Genomic DNA, 16,057 nt, shown 5'->3' with positions numbered 1-16,057 from the left:
GTGAAGGAGCGGCCGTGAACGTGCCGGACTTCTTCTCCGAGGTGGCGCTCGACCTGCATGAGCAGCCCACCGCTGAGAAGACCGTGGATCGCATCACCGAGTACGCGCAGTTCGCGGCCGAGTGCGACGACGCTGGGATCATGCTCGTCCACGGACGAGGACGCATCGAGACGGCGTCCAAGACGTCCGAGCGGGTGGCGCGGTCCCACGACCTGCAGAACGAGCTCGACGAGGGGCCCTGCCTGCTCGCGCTGGAGCAGGGCGGCAACTATGTCTCCACCGATGTCGAGTTCGATCCGCGCTGGCCGCGCTGGGGCGCCGCGGCCGCCCGGCTGGGGATCCACAGCGCCATGAGCGTGCTGCTGGAGACCCGCGAGCGCCGCTACGGGACGCTCAACCTCTACGCCGACCGGCCCGACGCGTTCGACGCGAACGACCTCGCCACGGCGATGATCTTCGCCCGGCACGCCTCGATCGCGCTCGCGAACGCGCACCAGGAGCAGGGCCTTCTCGTCGCGATCGACGCCCGCAAGGTGATCGGCCAGGCGCAGGGCATCCTCATGGAGCGCTTCGACATCGACGCCGACCGCGCCTTCGACGTCCTGCGCCGCTACTCGCAGAACCACAACCAGAAGCTGCACGCCGTGGCGACCTGGCTCGTCGAGAACCGGCAGAAGCCGGTCTCAGAGTTCCCGGGCGACGTCCAGGCCACCGTCTGAGTCAGGCCGACGACTTCTTCTTCGCGGCCTTCTTCTTGGGCTTGTCCTCGGACTCGCCCTTGCGGGCCTCGACGCTGCGGCGCAGCGCCTCCATGAGGTCGACGACCTCGCCGCCCTCGTCCTCCTTCTCGCCGAAGGTGGCCTCGGTGTCGATGCCCTCGCCGGCCTTCTCCTTGGCCTCGATGAGGGTGCGCAGCTGCTCCTGGTAGTCGTCGGTGAACGCCGCGGCGTCGAAGTCGCCCGCGAGCGACTCGATCAGCTGGCCCGCCATCGCGAGCTCCTTGTCCGTGACCTTGGCGGTCTTCTCCAGCACGGGGAAGTCGGCGGTGCGGACCTCGTCGTCCCACAGCAGCGTCTGCAGCACGAGCACGTTGTCGCGCACGCGCAGGGCGCCCAGGCGCGTGCGGTTGCGCAGCGCGAACGTGACGACGGCGGTGCGCTCGGTCTGCTCGAGCGCCTCGCGCAGCAGGCTGTAGGGCTTGAGGGCCTTCTCCTCGGGCTCGAGGAAGTACGGCGAGCCGAGCCGCAGCACGTCGATCTGGTCGTCCGGGACGAACTCGACCACGTCGATCTCGTGGCTGCGCTCGGCGGGCAGCGAGGCGAGGTCCTCGTCGGTCAGCACGATCGTCTTGTCACCGGCGTCGTACGCCTTGTCGATGTGCTTGAACGGCACGACCTCCTTGCAGATCTCGCACCGGCGCTCGTAGCGGATGCGCCCGCCGTCGGCGTCGTGGACCTGGTGCAGGGACACGTCGTGGCTCTGCGTGGCGGAGTACACCTTGACCGGTACGTGGACCAGCCCGAAGCTGATCGCTCCCTTCCAGATGGCTCGCATCTGGCCAGTATCGGCCCTCAGCGCCGCCAGCGCGACCGCTTCTGCGGCGCCCCGGCGGGCGGGCGGAGGGAGACGAGGCCGGGCTCGTAGGGCTCCAGGTCGGGGACGCGCTCCTCGAGCTGGTCGAGCGCGCGCGGCAGGTCGTCGAACTGCACGCCGGCCAGCTGGTTGGGCGAGAAGCGCCACCACGCGAGGTCGAGCAGGCGCTCGCGCGTGGCCGGATCGACGCGGTCGCGGATCGGCCGCGCCGGGATGCCGCCGACGATCGAGTACGGCGCGACGTCCTCGGTGACGACCGCGCCGGCCGCCACGACGGCGCCGTCGCCGATCGTGACGCCGCGCAGGATGACGACCTTCGCGCCGATCCAGACGTCGTGGCCCACCACCGAGGGCTCACCGCGGAAGGAGGCGCGTCCACCGGCCTCGGGATCGATGACCTCGGACCGGTCGGCCGACGGGTGCCAGCCCCACGTCGCCTTCTTGTACTGGAACGAGTTGACGCCCAGCCACGTCAGCGGGTGTCCCGTGGCGCCGACCAGCACGCCCGGCGCGAACTCGCAGTAGCGGCCGATCGTGGCGGACTGGGACTCGCAGCCGTCGGCGAGGCTCGTGAACGCCCCGACCTGTGTGCGGCCGCCGCGCACCACGAAACTGCCCAGCATCCGGATCGGCGGCTCGGCCATCAGCTCGGACGACCCCACCAGCCGCAGTCCCTCGGTCCCGCGCGCGTGCTCCACGCACGCCAGCCTAGAGGCCGGTGGGACGTGCGCTGTGTCACGGTGTGGCCCACGTAACACCGCGGCAACCGGAACGAGGAACAATGGGGGTCATGGCGTTTCTGCTGCGCGTGGAGCTCCCGGACGTGCCGGGCTCCCTCGGCGCACTCGCGACCGCACTCGGTGAGGCCGGGGCCGACATCGAGGCCATCGAGATCGTCGAGCACCGCTCCGACGGCGTCGCCGTCGACGACGTCCTGCTCGAGCTGCCCCAGACGGTCATGCCCGATGCCCTCATCACGGCGTGCCACGCGCTCGAGGGCGTGTACGTCCACTGGATCAGCCGCTACACCGCCGGCGCGAACCTGAGCATGGACCTCGAGGCCGTCGAGGCGTTCACGGGCGAGCCGGCCCAGGCGATCGCGCGGCTGGTCGAGGTCATCCCCGCGACGTTCCGCACGGACTGGGCGCTGGCCGTCCGCCGGGGCGAGGACGGCGCGACCGTGCTGGCCGAGACCTCGGCCGCGCCCAAGCTGGTTCCCGACTGCGACGAGTGGCTCTCGGTCGAGGAGGCCGGCCTGCTGCCCGAGGTCGAGGCCTGGGACTCCACGGTCCTGGCCGGGTCCCCCGCCAAGACCCGCGGCGGCACGACGTTCTTCATCGCCGTCGGCCGCCACGGCGGACCCGAGTTCCTCCCGTCCGAGATCGCCCGCCTGGGCCACATGGTGTCGCTGGCCGCCTCGGTCCAGACCGACGGGCTCTGACCGGGTGGGTCCGCTGCACCGTGACGAGCTGGTGCTCGACACGGCACGCGTACGACGCCTCGTCGACGCGACGTTCCCGCAGTACGCCGGCCTCCCCCTGGCGCCGCTCGGCGACTCCGGCTCGACGAACGCGCTGTTCCGGCTGGGCGACGACCTGCTGGTCCGGCTGCCGCGCCAGCCCGGCGGAGGCGCGTCGGTGGCGAAGGAGGCCCGCTGGCTCCCGTTCGTCGACGCCCGGACCACCGCGGCGGTCCCCTCGATCGTCGGCGTCGGCGAGCCGGGTCCGGACGACCCGGAGCGGTGGGCCGTCACGCGCTGGCTGGACGGCGTCCGGCCGCGCGCCGGCCACGGCTCGGTGGCACTCGCGCGCGACCTCGCGCGCTTCCTGACCGAGCTGCGGGCGATGGAGGTCCCCGCTGGCGCGGCCGACGACGAGGAGCTGCGCTGGTACCGCGGCGGGCCGCTCGCCGCCCAGGACGCCGAGCTGCGCGAGTCCGTCACGCAGTGCCGGCGACTCGGCCTCCCGCTCGACCTCGACGAGGCGCTCCGCGTCTGGGACCTCGCCCTCGAGGCGTCCGCGACGACCCGCGCGACCGCCGGCTGGTACCACGGCGACCTGCTCGCCGAGAACCTCCTCGTCGACGAGGACGGGCACCTGTCGGCCGTCCTCGACTTCGGCACGCTCGGGATCGGCGACCCCGCCGTGGACCTCGTCGTGGCGTGGGAGGTGCTCGGCGCCGAGGGTCGCCGCGAGCTGCGCGCCCGCCTCGACGTGGACGACGCGACCTGGACGGTGTCCCGGGGCTGGGCGCTGCTCATCGCCCTCATCACGTTCCCGTACTACGGCGCGACGATGCCCCGCCGCTGCGCCGACCGCCTCACGATGGCGCGGGCGGCGCTCGGCCCGGACGCCTAGGGCTTGTCGGTGATGGGCGTATGCGCGTGGTGGAAGCGGCCCAGCGCCGCGACCTCCTGCTCGAGCGAGGGCACGGTCTTTCGCGTCAGCCGTCGGACGTAGGGCCACGTGGCGGGCGAGTTCACGAGCGCCTTGGTCCAGTTCGCCAGCAGCACGCCCTTCGGCACGTAGACGCGGCTCCTGCGCTTCGCCAGCCCGGCGAGGATCGCCGCGGCGCACGTCTCGACGTCCGTCGTGGTGTTGGCCGGGTACGGCAGCCGCTGCCGGATGGCCTTGAACGTCGGCAGGTCGGCCTCGGCGTTGCGGACGATGTCGGTGTCGATCCACGAGGGGTGGCACAGGCCGACGCTGATGCCCAGGTGCGCGACCTCCTGCTTGATCGCGATGCCGAGCGCCTCGGCGCCCGCCTTGCTCGCCGCGTACGCGCTGAGGCCGGCGATGTTCGAGAACGCGGCCAGCGACGACACGACCAGCAGGTGCCCGCGCGTGCGCTCGAGGTGCGGCACGGCGTGCTTGGCGGTGCGGAACACACCGTTGAGGTTGACGTCCACGACGCGCTCGAACGCGGAGTCCTCGATCTGGCGGACCGTGCCGTACGACGCGATGCCGGCGTTGGCGACGACGTGGTCGAGCCGGCCGAAGTGGGCCGCCGCGGCGTCGATCGCCGCCTTCAGCCCGTCGCTGTCGCGGACGTCGGCCTGCCACCAGGCCGCCGCCTCGCCGAGCTCGTCGCCCAGCGCCGCGAGCAGGTCGGGCTCGAGGCCGACGAGGGCGACGCGGCCACCGTGGGCGACGTAGGCGCGGGCGACGTGAGCGCCGATGCCGCGGGCGGCGCCGGTGACGAGGGCGACCTGGCCGCTGAACTGTCGGGACGGGAGAGAGGACATGGGCGCCAAGATACCGTCGGTATGTGACATGCGCCACGACCAATGTCAGATTCGTGCGTGGCCGACTCCCCCGCCTGTCCACGTTGCGTGGGTCACAGACCGGACCCCCTGAGCGTTGGCTATCCTCTGCGGGATGAGCACCCCTCAGACCGAACTCGGTTCCATGCGAATCGGCGTGGTGAAGGAGTCCGCCCCCGGCGAGACCCGTGTCGCCGCGACCCCGGCCACGGTGAAGCAGCTGATCGCGCTGGGCTACGACGTGACCGTCGAGCGCGGCGCCGGTGAGGCCTCGAGCTTCAGCGACGCGGCGTACGTCGAGGCGGGCGCCACGATCGGCGACAAGCCCGACACGTGGGCCAGCGACGTCATCTTCAAGGTGAACGCGCCCAACGACATCGAGATCGCGCTCATGCTGGACGGCGCGACGCTCATCAGCATGATCAGCCCGGCGCTCAACCCCGAGCTGGTCGAGAAGCTCGCGGCGCGTCCCATCACCGTGATGGCGATGGACGCGGTGCCGCGCATCTCGCGCGCCCAGTCGATGGACGTGCTGTCGTCGATGGCCAACATCGCCGGCTACCGCGCCGTCGTGGAGGCCGCCCACGAGTTCGGCCGGTTCTTCACCGGCCAGGTCACCGCAGCCGGCAAGGTGCCGCCGGCCAAGGTGCTCGTCGCGGGCGCCGGCGTGGCGGGCCTCGCGGCGATCGGTGCCGCCTCCAGCCTGGGCGCGATCGTCCGTGCCACCGACCCGCGTCCCGAGGTCGCCGACCAGGTCAAGTCGATCGGTGGCGAGTACCTCGAGGTGGTCGTGCCCGAGGAGGCCAAGGAGGTCTCCTCCGACGGCTACGCCAAGGCGACCAGCGAGGCCTACGACAAGCGCGCCGCCGAGATCTACTCCGAGCAGGCCGCCGACGTCGACATCATCATCACGACGGCGCTCATCCCGGGCCGCGCCGCGCCGCGCCTCATCACCGCCGCGGACGTGGCCTCGATGAAGCCCGGCAGCGTCATCGTCGACATGGCCGCCGCGCAGGGCGGCAACGTCGAGGGCTCGGTCCCGGGCCAGAAGGTCGTGACCGCGAACGGCGTGACGATCCTGGGCTACACCGACCTCGCCGGCCGCCTGCCCACGCAGGCCTCGCAGCTGTACGGCACCAACCTGGTGAACCTCATGAAGCTGCTGACGCCGGGCAAGGACGGCCAGGTCGTCCTGGACTTCGACGACGTCGTCCAGCGCGGTGTCACCGTCGTACGCGACGGCGAGAAGACGTGGCCGCCGCCGCCGGTGCAGGTCTCGGCCGCCCCGGCGCCCGCCGCCGCAGCGCCCAAGGAGCCGGCTCCGGCTCCCGAGCCGAAGAAGCCGGTCAACCCGGCCGTCAAGCTCGGCGCCCTGGCCGTCGGCGTGCTCGTGTTCCTGTGGGTCCTGGCCACCGCGCCGGGCGAGCTGCCGCAGCACTTCACCGTGCTCGCGCTCGCGATCGTGATCGGCTACTACGTGATCGGCCACGTGCACCACGCGCTGCACACGCCGCTCATGAGCGTGACCAATGCGATCAGCGGCATCATCGTGGTCGGCGCCATGCTCCAGATCGGCGCGGACGACACCGCGATCCGCGCGCTCGCGTTCGTGGCCGTCCTCGTCGCCAGCATCAACGTCTTCGGCGGCTTCGCCGTGACCCGACGCATGCTCAGCATGTTCTCGAAGTGAAGGGCTGACCTGTGACTGCCTACTCCCTGGCCAATGCCGCGTACCTCGTCGCGGCACTGCTGTTCATCCTCAGCCTCGCCGGCCTGAGCAAGCACGAGACCGCCCGCCGCGGCGTCGTCTTCGGCATCGCCGGCATGACGATCGCGCTCGCCGCGACCTACGTCCTGGTCATCGACTCCGAGCCGGGCATCGGCCTGGTGCTGCTCGTCGTCGCGATGGCGATCGGCGCCGCGATCGGCCTGTGGCGCGCCCGCATCGTCGAGATGACCGGCATGCCCGAGCTCATCGCCCTGCTGCACTCGTTCGTCGGCCTGGCCGCCGTGCTGGTCGGCTGGAACGGCTACCTCGCGCACGGCGACTTCCCGACCCAGTCGCTCGAGGACATCCACAACGCCGAGATCTTCATCGGCGTGTTCATCGGCGCCGTCACCCTGACCGGCTCGATCGTGGCGTACCTCAAGCTCTCGGCGAAGATGAAGTCCGCGCCGCTCATGCTGCCGGGCAAGAACTGGATCAACGTCGGCGCGCTCGTGCTGTTCGTCGCGCTGACGATCTGGTTCGTCATCGACCCCGCCCTGTGGCTGCTGGTCCTGGTCACGATCGTCGCGCTGGCGCTGGGCTGGCACCTGGTCGCCTCGATCGGCGGCGGCGACATGCCCGTCGTCGTGTCGATGCTCAACAGCTACTCGGGCTGGGCCGCGGCCGCCTCGGGCTTCCTGCTGGGCAACGACCTGCTCATCATCACCGGCGCGCTCGTCGGCTCCTCCGGTGCCTACCTGTCGTACATCATGTGCAAGGCGATGAACCGCTCGTTCATCTCCGTCATCGCCGGCGGCTTCGGCATCGAGGCCGGCCCGAGCGACGACACCGACTACGGCGACCACCGCGAGATCAACGCCGACGGCGTCGCGGAGCTGCTCAAGGACGCCAAGAGCGTCGTCATCACCCCCGGCTACGGCATGGCGGTGGCGCAGGCGCAGTACCCCGTCGCCGACCTGACCGCGCGCCTGCGCGAGAAGGGGGTCGAGGTCCGCTTCGGCATCCACCCCGTCGCCGGTCGCCTGCCCGGGCACATGAACGTGCTGCTGGCCGAGGCCAAGGTGCCGTACGACGTCGTCCTCGAGATGGACGAGATCAACGACGACTTCCCCGAGACCGACGTCGTCCTGGTCATCGGCGCCAACGACACGGTCAACCCGGCCGCCGCCGAGGACCCGGGCAGCCCGATCGCCGGCATGCCCGTCCTGCACGTGTGGGAGGCCAAGAACGTCATCGTGTTCAAGCGCTCCATGGCCGCCGGCTATGCGGGCGTCCAGAACCCGCTGTTCTTCCGCGAGAACACCCAGATGCTGTTCGGCGACGCGAAGGACCGCGTGGAGGACATCATCAAGGCCCTCTGAGGCCCTCGGAGCGAGATCACGGCGCTCCCCACCCGATCCGGCTCTGCGGCCGGTGCGGGTGGGGGGCGCTACTCGTTCCGGGCCTCGGCCTGCCGGTGCGAGCGCACCGCGACGGCCAGCGCGAGCGCCAAGACGGTGGACGAGGTCAGCAGGGCGACCCGCAGTGCCGCGTCGCCGTCGGCCGCCGACGCCGTGAGGCCGTAGACCGTCATGAGCGCCGCGGTGCCGAGTGCCGAGCCGATGCGCTGGCCCGTCTGCAGCGCCCCGCCCGCAGCCCCGCCGACGGCCGGCGGGACGTCCTCCAGCGTGAGCGTCTGGTTCGGCGAGACCACGCCACCGCCACCGAGCCCCGCGACGAACAGCAGGGGCGCGAACGTCCACCACAGCGCCGTCGTGCCCTGCCCCGGCACCACGAGGGCGATCGCCGCGAAGCCGAGGATGATGACCGCGAGCGCGGCGATCGTCACCTTGCGACCGGCGCGACTGACGAGGCGGCCCGCCGGCGTCGAGGTGATCGCCGCGCCGATCGCGAACGGCGTCAGCAGCATCCCGCTCTCCAGCGCACTGAGGTCGCGCACCTCCTGCAGCCACACCGACGAGGTCAGGAAGACCCCGGTGAACCCCGCGAAGTAGAGGGTGCCGATGACGATGCCGCTGCCGTAGGTGGGCAGCTCGGACAGCATCCCGACGTCGAGCAGCGGCGACCGGTCACGCTGCTTCACCGCTCGCTCCCAGCGGACGAACCACCAGGCCAGGGGCGGCACCGCGAGGACCAGCAGCAGTGGCAGCCGCTCACCGGACTCGGCCGCGATGAGCGGATAGAGCAGGCACAGCACGGTCAGGCCGAGGATGGCCGCGCCGGCGACGTCGACGTGCTCGCGGTCGGTGTCGCCGCGCGGCACGGGCACGAGCCGGCGGATCGCCACCAGCGCGACCAGGCCCACGGGCACGTTGATGAGGAAGATCAGCCGCCAGCCCAGGTCGCTGCCCGCCAGCGCGATGATCCCTCCGCCGAGGACCGGCCCGATGCCCGAGGCCACCGAGACGGTGAGGCCGAAGTAGCCGAAGGCGCGCCCGCGCTCCGGCCCGGTGAACAGCTCCTGGATCAGCCCGGCGTTCTGCGGGGTGAGCAGGCCCGCGGCCGCGCCCTGGGCCAGCCGGGCCGCGATCATCCACCCCGCGCTGGGCGCCAGGCCGACGGCGGCACTGGAGACGATGAACGCGATGAGGCCGATCGTCATGATCCGGCGCCGGCCGTACGCGTCACCGAGGTGCCCGCCGGCCACCAGCACGAGTCCGAAGGTCAGTGCGTAGCCCGAGACGACCCACTGCACGGTCCCGGCCGATGCGTCGAGGCCCTCGCGGATCGACGGGACGGCGACGTTGACGACCGTGACGTCGAGCAGCGTCATGAAGCCGACGACCAGCGTGACGGTCAGGATCCGCCAGCGCCGGGGATCGGGCTCGTCGACCGCGATGGGCTCGGGTGCACCGCTCGTCGTCTCGTCCGTCACCAGACCACTGTGCAGCCGCTCGCCGCGCCTGTCCTGTCGAGCGGCTCATGCCCTCCCGCCGGCGCGAGAACTCAGGCGCGAGCGATCTCGGCGTGCAGCGCGGACTTCACCTCGGCGGGCGCGAAGCTGGCGTCGACGGCCGCCGCGGCGAGGGACTTGAGGCCGGCCTCGTCGAGGCCCAGCAGCTCGGCGGCGATCTCGTACTCGCGGTTCAGCGTGGTGCCGAACATCGGCGGGTCGTCGGAGTTGATCGTCACGGTCACGCCGGCCTCGACGAGCGTCGGCAGCGGGTGCTCCTCCAGTGAGGGCACCGAGCGGGTCCTCACGTTCGAGGTGGGGCAGACCTCGAGCGCGATGCCGTCGGCCGCGAGCCGGGCCATGAGCTGGGGGTCCTGCGCCGCGGCGATGCCGTGGCCGATCCGCTCGGCGCCGAGGTGCTCGAGGCTGTCCCAGATCGTCTCGGGGCCGGTGGACTCCCCCGCGTGCGGGATGCTGTGCAGCCCGGCCGCGCGGGCCTGCGCGAAGTGCGGCGCGAACTGCGGCCGGGGCACGCCGATCTCGGGGCCGCCGAGGCCGAAGCCGACCAGCGCGTCGGGCTGCAGCCGCAGCGCCGTGTCGAGCGTGACGTCGGCGGCCGGGATGCCCGATTCACCGGGGATGTCGAAGATCCACTGCAGGCGCAGGCCGAAGTCGCGCTCGGCGGCGTGCCGGGCGTCCTCGATCGCCTCGACGTACGCCTCGGCGGCGATGCCCCGCGCGATCGACGTGTACGGCGTCATCGTCAGCTCGGCGTACCGAACGTTCTGGGCAGCGAGGTCGCGGCCGACCTCGTGCGTCAGCGTCCAGATGTCCTCGGGCGTGCGCAGCAGGTCGACGACGGACAGGTAGACCTCGATGAAGTGCGCGAAGTCCGTGAAGGTGAAGTACTCGGCGAGCGCCTCGGGATCCGCGGGCACGGGCGAGTCCGGGTGGCGGGCGGCGAGCCGCGCGACGGTGTCCGGCGCCGCCGAGCCGACGTGGTGGACGTGCAGCTCGGCCTTGGGCAGGCCCGCGATGAACGCGCTCATCCCACGACGCCGTAGAGCCGGTCGCCGGCGTCGCCCAGGCCCGGCACGATGTAGCCGTTCTCGTCGAGGCGCTCGTCGAGTCCGGCGCTGAACAGGTTGATCGGGGCGTCGATGTGCGCCGTGTCGCGCTCGAGTCGCTCGATGCCCTCGGGCGCCGACAGCAGGGTGATCGCGGTGATCTCGCGGGCGCCGCGCTTGACGAGGAAGTCGATCGCCATCGCGAGTGTGCCGCCCGTGGCCAGCATGGGGTCCAGGACGTAGCACTGGCGGCCGTCGAGCCGGTCGGGCAGGCGCTCGGCGTAGGTCTCGGCCTCGAAGGTCTCGTCGTTGCGGATCATGCCGAGGAAGCCGACCTCGGCGGTGGGCAGCAGGCGCTGCATGCCCTCGAGCATGCCCAGCCCGGCGCGCAGGATCGGGACGACGAGCGGCCCGGGACTGGTGAGGCGCACGCCCTGCGTGGTGGTCAGCGGCGTGGTCACCTCGACCTGCTCCACGCTGACCTCGCGGGTGGCCTCGTAGGCCAGCAGCGTCACCAGCTCCTCGGTCAGCCGGCGGAAGGTCGGCGAGTCGGTGCCCGCGTCGCGCAGGACCGAGAGCTTGTGGGAGATGAGCGGGTGATCGGCGACGTGAACACGCATGGGTCGAGGGTAGCGGCCGTGCGAGCGCGTCTGTCACCATCGCAGGGTGGCCGAGGACGATGTGGACTTCGTGGTCGCGGCGTACCGCGACGAGGGTGCCTGGACGGTGGTCGAGCTGCCTCCTCGCCTCGGTGAGGACTTCGAGGGATTCACGGCCGCCCTGGCCCGTTTCCCCTCCGACGTCGGCGTGCTGGGACTGGCCTCGGTCAACGACGACTTCTTCGTGATCGTGCGCCGCAGCGGCGAGCACGTGCGGGCCCTGCTGTCGGACTCGACGGCCGCGTGGGACTGGCCGATCGCGGCCGACGTGGCCGACCTCGTCGACGCCCCGGAGGCGGACGAGGACGCCGTCCCCGTGGGCGACCTCGACATCGTGAGCGACCTCGGCCTGGCGTCGGTCGAGCTGGGCCTGCTGTGCGACGACGACGACCTGTTCCCCGATGAGGCGCTCGCCGACCTGGCCGACCGGCTGGGGTTCGGCGACGAGTTCGAGGCGATCGTCGGGTGATCTGGGACCCGTTCATGCGGCGGGCCCTCGAGCTGGCGGCGGAGGCCGCCGCGGAGGGCGACGTGCCCGTCGGTGCCGTCGTGGTGCACGAGGGCGCGATCGTCGGCGAGGGCCGCAACACGCGCGAGCGCGACGCCGACCCGACCGGTCACGCCGAGATCGTCGCGCTGCGCAAGGCCGCCGCCGCCCTCGGTCGCTGGCGGCTCGACGGCTGCACCCTCGTCGTGACGCTGGAGCCGTGCACGATGTGCGCCGGGGCCGTCGTGTCCTCGCGCGTCGACCGGCTGGTGTTCGGCGCCTGGGACGAGAAGGCCGGCGCCGTCGGCTCGCTGTGGGACGTCGTGCGCGACCGCCGCCTCAACCATCGCCCCGAGGTCCTTGCCGACGTGCTGCCGGCCGAGTCCTCGCAGCTGCTGCGCTCGTTCTTCGGCCGCTGACGGTTTCCCCGGTTAAGTAGGTTCTCCCTCACTCAACGTGGGTTGCGATCCCCGTTAAGTGCGGGAAAACCACGCTCAGTGCGTCCGAGCTGCCAGAAAACCTAGTTAACCGGGGAATCCGTCACGGGAATACCTGGGGCATGCCCGCGTTCTACTAGTTGAATCTTCAACCAAACTCTGGAAGAGTGAACGTCATGAGCAGCATGCAGATCGGCATCTTCACCGTCGGCGACGTCACGACGGACCCCACGAACGGCACCACGCCGAGCGAGCACGAGCGCATCAAGGCCACGGTCGAGATCGCCAAGAAGGCCGAGGAGGTCGGCCTCGACGTCTTCGCGACGGGCGAGCACCACAACCCGCCGTTCGTGCCCTCGAGCCCCACGACGACGCTGGCCTACATCGGCGCGCAGACCGAGAAGATCATCCTGTCGACCTCGACGACGCTCATCACCACGAACGACCCGGTGAAGATCGCCGAGGACTACGCGACGCTGCAGCACCTCGTCGACGGCCGCATGGACCTCATGCTGGGCCGCGGCAACACGGCCCCGGTCTACCCGTGGTTCGGCAAGGACATCAGCAAGGCCGTCGAGCTGACGATCGAGAACTACCAGCTGCTGCGCAAGCTCTGGTCCGAGCCGGTCGTCAACTGGGAGGGCAAGTTCCGCACGCCGCTGCAGGGCTACACCTCGACGCCCGCGCCCCTCGACGGCGTCGCGCCGTTCGTGTGGCACGGCTCGATCCGCACGCCCGAGGTGGCCGAGCTGGCCGCGTTCTACGGCGACGGCTACTTCGCGAACAACATCTTCTGGCCGAAGGAGCACTACATCCGGCTGATCAACTTCTACCGCCAGCGCTACGCCCACTACGGGCACGGCACGGCGGAGCAGGCGATCGTCGGCCTGGGCGGTCAGTTCTTCATGCGCAAGAACAGCCAGGACGCGGTCAACGAGTTCCGGCCGTACTTCGACAACGCGCCGGTCTACGGCCACGGCCCGAGCCTGGAGGACTTCAGCTCCCAGACGCCGCTCACGGTCGGCAGCCCGCAGCAGGTGCTCGAGCGCACGCTCGAGTTCGCCGACTACTTCGGCGACTACCAGCGCCAGCTGTTCCTCGTCGACCACGCGGGCCTGCCGCTCAAGACGGTCCTCGAGCAGCTCGACCTGCTCGGCGAGATCCTGCCCACGATGCGCGCCGAGTTCGACGCGCGCCGCCCGGCGAACGTGCCGGACGCCCCCACCCACGCCGCCCGGGTCGCCGCCCGCGACGCGGCCCTCTCCGAGGAGGTCTCCGCATGACCCGGATCGTCGCCCTGTCCGCGGGCGTCGGCGAGCCGTCGACCACGCGCATGCTGGCCGATCGGCTCGCCGCGGCCTCCGGTGCCGCGCTCGGCGGCGCGAGCGTCGAGGTGGTCAACCTGCGCGACTTCGCGCACGAGATCACCGACGCCGCGCTGACCGGCTTCGCGGCGCCGCGACTGCAGCACGTGTACGACCAGGTGGGCGAGGCCGACGCGCTGGTCGTCGTCGTGCCGACGTTCAAGGCGTCGTACCCGGGCCTGTTCAAGTCGTTCATGGACGCGCTCGACAACGAGGCGCTCATCGGCAAGGTCGTGCTGCTCGGCGCGACGGGCGGCACGGCGCGGCACTCGCTCGTGATCGACTTCGCGCTGCGACCGCTGTTCGCGTACCTGCAGTCGGTCATCGTGCCGACCGGCGTGTTCGCCAGCCCCCACGACTGGGGCACGGCGGGTGACGGTGCGCTGCAGAGCCGCATCGAGCGGGCCGCCGCCGAGCTGGCCAGCCTGCTGGCCGGCGCCGGCTCGGGCCGATCGAAGGACGACGAGATCGACCTGTTCAGCCCGACCATGCTGTCGATCAGCCAGCCCGACTGAGTCGAGCGCTCCGCCGCCCTCCAGTGCCGACTTGTGGAACGGGATGCACGTTCACCCCGCTGGGAGGCGTGCAAACCGCTCCAGAAGTCGAGCGCAGGGGGCGGGCGGGCCGGCGTCAGGCCCAGGAGACGACCGCGCGCCCGAGGAGCAGCGCCATCGGGACGCAGGAGATCCCGAGCAGGACGAGGTTGAGCCGGCGGTGCTCCCACAGGATCGCGGCGAACTCGCGCAGGATCGCGCTCGGCCAGAAGTAGCGCGCGGTCGGCGCGCCCAGCCCGTAGCCCGCCATGCCGAGGTGTCGCAGCAGCAGCGCGGCCCGCAGCACGTGGTAGTCGTTCGTGACGACGGCGAAGCGGCCGTCCTCGAGGCCGTGCTCGGCGGCGGCCCGGGCACTGAACCGCAGGTTCTCCTCGGTCGAGGTGGACGCGTCCTCCAGCCAGAGCAGCTCGCGGTCCACCCCGGCCTCCGCCAGGTGGTTCGCCATGGCGACGGCCTCCGGCACGACCTCGTCAGGACCCTGGCCGCCCGAGCAGATCAGCCGGGTGTCCGCCCCGCGCGATCGCGACCGCTCGAGCGCCTCGCGGCCCCGGTCGAGGCGGGCGGCCAGCAGGGGCGTCGGGCGGTCACCGCGCAGGCCGGCCCCCAGCACGATGACCGCGTCGACCGGTCGTGCCCAGCGCCGCGCCGCCCAGTTGTAGAGGACGCCGTAGCCGACGAACGCCACAAAGACGTAGGCCAGGTACGCGAGCGGCACCCCGACCGCGACGAGCCAGAGGAAGATCTCGAACGCCACGTCGGTGTGCCGTTGGTCGACCCACCACAGGACGAGGATCAGGGCGCAGTACCCCAGCACGACGAGTCCGAAGAGGAGCGACAGCAGGTGCGCGGGCGTGCGCCGCTCACGCCGCAGCATGACGATCCCGTTCACGACGCTGGCCACGCCCAGGGCCACCAGGGCCGCGAGCGCCAGCGCGATGCACGCGAGCAGCGCCCACGCGAACCGCAGCGGATCGTCAGCGGCGTCGAGCCACACCGCGACCCGGCCGAGCAGCCCCACCACGGTCAGGCCGAGCGCCAGGGTGAGGATCAGCGCGATGCTCAGCCGGCGAGGATCCCGCCGGATGAGGACCCCCGCGGCGAGCGTCAGTAGCGCCACGAGTGCCCAAGCCACGCCCCGAACCCTAGGGCAACACCCGTCGCCGCCGCCCCGATTGGGACGTGCGGGGGTGCCTGCCGTAAACTCCTCGGCGGTGGCGTGTCCGAGCGGCCTAAGGAGCACGCCTCGAAAGCGTGTGTGGGTTCACGCCCACCGTGGGTTCAAATCCCACCGCCACCGCCAGTTAGATCCGGACCCCCGTCGAGCCTCGCTCGGCGGGGGTTCGCGCTTGCACCGGCGAGCGTCGGCGCACCGGCGATCGGGGCGCCGTGGGAGTACCGTCGTGCCATGGTCGACGGAGCCTGGTGGGAGCCCCCGATCGCCGCCTCGGAGGTCGAGCACCTCCTGGGCGCCCTCGACCGCCAGCGCGCCACCTTCCGCTGGAAGGTCGACGGCCTCGACACCGAGGCGCTGCACTCCACGTTCGAGTCGTCGGTCCTGACGCTGGCGGGGCTGCTGTCCCACCTGGCCTTCGTGGAGGACTTCACGTCCGCCACCAAGCTCGCGGGAGCCTCACCGGGAGACCTCTGGGCGGAACTCGACTGGGACGGCCCCGACGATCCCTCCTTCGGGGTCGCGGGGTCCGCGCAGGACCTCTATGCCCTGTACGACGACGCCGTCGCCCGCGCCCGTTCGCGCTACGCCGCGGCCCTGGCGGACGGAGGCCTGGACCAGCTCGCCGCGGTGAGCGACGACGACGGCGCCCGGGCGAGCCTTCGTCGGCTGCTGTTCGACCTCCTCGAGGAGTACGCCCGGCACACGGGCCACGCCGACCTGCTGCGCGAGGCCGTCGACGGGCGCGTGGGCGAGGACCCTCCCGCCGGCTGGACGCCCTCACCGCATCGCTGAGGCGGGCCCGGCGCCTCGCCGGGCGAACGGACGGCGAACGGACCCC

The 16,057-nt window shown here is 71.7% G+C and carries 17 protein-coding genes and 1 tRNA gene; 11 read left to right on the top strand and 7 right to left on the bottom strand.

Annotated elements, in window-relative coordinates:
• Positions 1–14: 14 nt before the first annotated feature.
• Entirely contained in the window at positions 15–719 is a 705-nt protein-coding gene (locus AB3M81_RS12125) for a GAF and ANTAR domain-containing protein (RefSeq protein WP_412904161.1), read from the top strand.
• 1 nt (position 720) lies between these two features.
• Here AB3M81_RS12125 and ku read toward each other — a convergent pair whose 3' ends face one another.
• Together ku and AB3M81_RS12115 are read right to left on the bottom strand one after the other, a co-directional pair.
• On the bottom strand, positions 721–1,554 hold the full coding sequence (ku, locus tag AB3M81_RS12120) for a non-homologous end joining protein Ku (protein ID WP_412904160.1): 834 nt from the start codon (positions 1,552–1,554) through the stop codon (positions 721–723).
• A 17-nt stretch (positions 1,555–1,571) separates the two neighbouring features.
• The gene (locus AB3M81_RS12115) at positions 1,572–2,291 is read right to left on the bottom strand and encodes a DapH/DapD/GlmU-related protein (protein ID WP_412904159.1); all 720 of its coding nucleotides are present in this window, start codon (positions 2,289–2,291) and stop codon (positions 1,572–1,574) included.
• A gap of 101 nt (positions 2,292–2,392) precedes the next feature.
• Here AB3M81_RS12115 and AB3M81_RS12110 point away from each other — a divergent pair, with 101 nt between their 5' ends.
• Both AB3M81_RS12110 and AB3M81_RS12105 read left to right on the top strand, forming a co-directional pair.
• Positions 2,393–3,034, top strand: a complete 642-nt coding sequence (locus AB3M81_RS12110) for an ACT domain-containing protein (protein ID WP_412904185.1) — start codon at positions 2,393–2,395, stop codon at positions 3,032–3,034.
• A gap of 4 nt (positions 3,035–3,038) precedes the next feature.
• Positions 3,039–3,950 carry an aminoglycoside phosphotransferase family protein gene (locus tag AB3M81_RS12105; RefSeq protein ID WP_412904158.1) on the top strand — a complete coding sequence of 304 codons (912 nt, stop codon included), beginning with the start codon at positions 3,039–3,041 and terminating at the stop codon, positions 3,948–3,950.
• Here the strand turns inward: AB3M81_RS12105 and AB3M81_RS12100 are convergent.
• The gene (locus AB3M81_RS12100; RefSeq protein WP_412904157.1) at positions 3,947–4,837 is read right to left on the bottom strand and encodes an SDR family oxidoreductase; all 891 of its coding nucleotides are present in this window, start codon (positions 4,835–4,837) and stop codon (positions 3,947–3,949) included. The genes AB3M81_RS12105 and AB3M81_RS12100 overlap by 4 nt on opposite strands.
• 163 nt (positions 4,838–5,000) lie before the next feature.
• Between AB3M81_RS12100 and AB3M81_RS12095 the strand changes: the two genes are divergently transcribed.
• The gene (locus tag AB3M81_RS12095) at positions 5,001–6,545 is read left to right on the top strand and encodes a Re/Si-specific NAD(P)(+) transhydrogenase subunit alpha (RefSeq protein WP_412904184.1); all 1,545 of its coding nucleotides are present in this window, start codon (positions 5,001–5,003) and stop codon (positions 6,543–6,545) included.
• An 11-nt stretch (positions 6,546–6,556) separates the two neighbouring features.
• Entirely contained in the window at positions 6,557–7,945 is a 1,389-nt protein-coding gene (gene pntB, locus AB3M81_RS12090; protein ID WP_412904156.1) for a Re/Si-specific NAD(P)(+) transhydrogenase subunit beta, read from the top strand.
• 68 nt (positions 7,946–8,013) lie between these two features.
• Here pntB and AB3M81_RS12085 read toward each other — a convergent pair whose 3' ends face one another.
• The 3 genes from AB3M81_RS12085 to upp form a co-directional block, all read right to left on the bottom strand.
• Complete coding sequence (locus AB3M81_RS12085; RefSeq protein ID WP_412904155.1) at positions 8,014–9,459, bottom strand: MFS transporter; 1,446 nt, start codon at positions 9,457–9,459, stop codon at positions 8,014–8,016.
• A gap of 71 nt (positions 9,460–9,530) precedes the next feature.
• Positions 9,531–10,526 (bottom strand): adenosine deaminase, encoded by a 996-nt coding sequence (locus AB3M81_RS12080; protein ID WP_412904154.1) that lies wholly within the window; start codon positions 10,524–10,526, stop codon positions 9,531–9,533.
• Entirely contained in the window at positions 10,523–11,164 is a 642-nt protein-coding gene (gene upp, locus AB3M81_RS12075) for a uracil phosphoribosyltransferase (protein WP_412904153.1), read from the bottom strand. Before upp ends, AB3M81_RS12080 begins: the two co-directional genes overlap by 4 nt.
• Before the next feature lie 46 nt (positions 11,165–11,210).
• Between upp and AB3M81_RS12070 the strand changes: the two genes are divergently transcribed.
• The 4 genes from AB3M81_RS12070 (at position 11,211) to AB3M81_RS12055 (ending at position 14,006) form a co-directional block, all read left to right on the top strand.
• Positions 11,211–11,672, top strand: a complete 462-nt coding sequence (locus AB3M81_RS12070) for a tRNA adenosine deaminase-associated protein (RefSeq protein ID WP_412904152.1) — start codon at positions 11,211–11,213, stop codon at positions 11,670–11,672.
• Between the two features lie 14 nt (positions 11,673–11,686).
• On the top strand, positions 11,687–12,109 hold the full coding sequence (tadA, locus tag AB3M81_RS12065; RefSeq protein ID WP_412904183.1) for a tRNA adenosine(34) deaminase TadA: 423 nt from the start codon (positions 11,687–11,689) through the stop codon (positions 12,107–12,109).
• Positions 12,110–12,312: 203 nt separating this feature from the next.
• Complete coding sequence (locus tag AB3M81_RS12060; protein WP_412904182.1) at positions 12,313–13,410, top strand: LLM class flavin-dependent oxidoreductase; 1,098 nt, start codon at positions 12,313–12,315, stop codon at positions 13,408–13,410.
• Positions 13,407–14,006: a CE1759 family FMN reductase gene (locus AB3M81_RS12055; RefSeq protein ID WP_412904151.1), complete on the top strand. Its 600-nt coding sequence runs from the start codon at positions 13,407–13,409 to the stop codon at positions 14,004–14,006. The genes AB3M81_RS12060 and AB3M81_RS12055 overlap by 4 nt, the downstream gene beginning before the upstream one ends.
• Before the next feature lie 115 nt (positions 14,007–14,121).
• Here the strand turns inward: AB3M81_RS12055 and AB3M81_RS12050 are convergent, their stop codons facing one another.
• Complete coding sequence (locus tag AB3M81_RS12050; protein WP_412904150.1) at positions 14,122–15,177, bottom strand: YdcF family protein; 1,056 nt, start codon at positions 15,175–15,177, stop codon at positions 14,122–14,124.
• A gap of 78 nt (positions 15,178–15,255) precedes the next feature.
• Between AB3M81_RS12050 and AB3M81_RS12045 the strand changes: the two genes are divergently transcribed.
• Positions 15,256–15,345 (top strand) — tRNA-Ser (locus AB3M81_RS12045).
• Between the two features lie 105 nt (positions 15,346–15,450).
• Complete coding sequence (locus tag AB3M81_RS12040; RefSeq protein ID WP_412904149.1) at positions 15,451–16,011, top strand: mycothiol transferase; 561 nt, start codon at positions 15,451–15,453, stop codon at positions 16,009–16,011.
• Positions 16,012–16,057: the final 46 nt, after the last annotated feature.

This window comes from Aeromicrobium jepli, assembly GCF_047246605.1.
Lineage (GTDB): Bacteria > Actinomycetota > Actinomycetes > Propionibacteriales > Nocardioidaceae > Aeromicrobium.
This window is presented reverse-complemented; position numbering and strand designations above follow the sequence as displayed.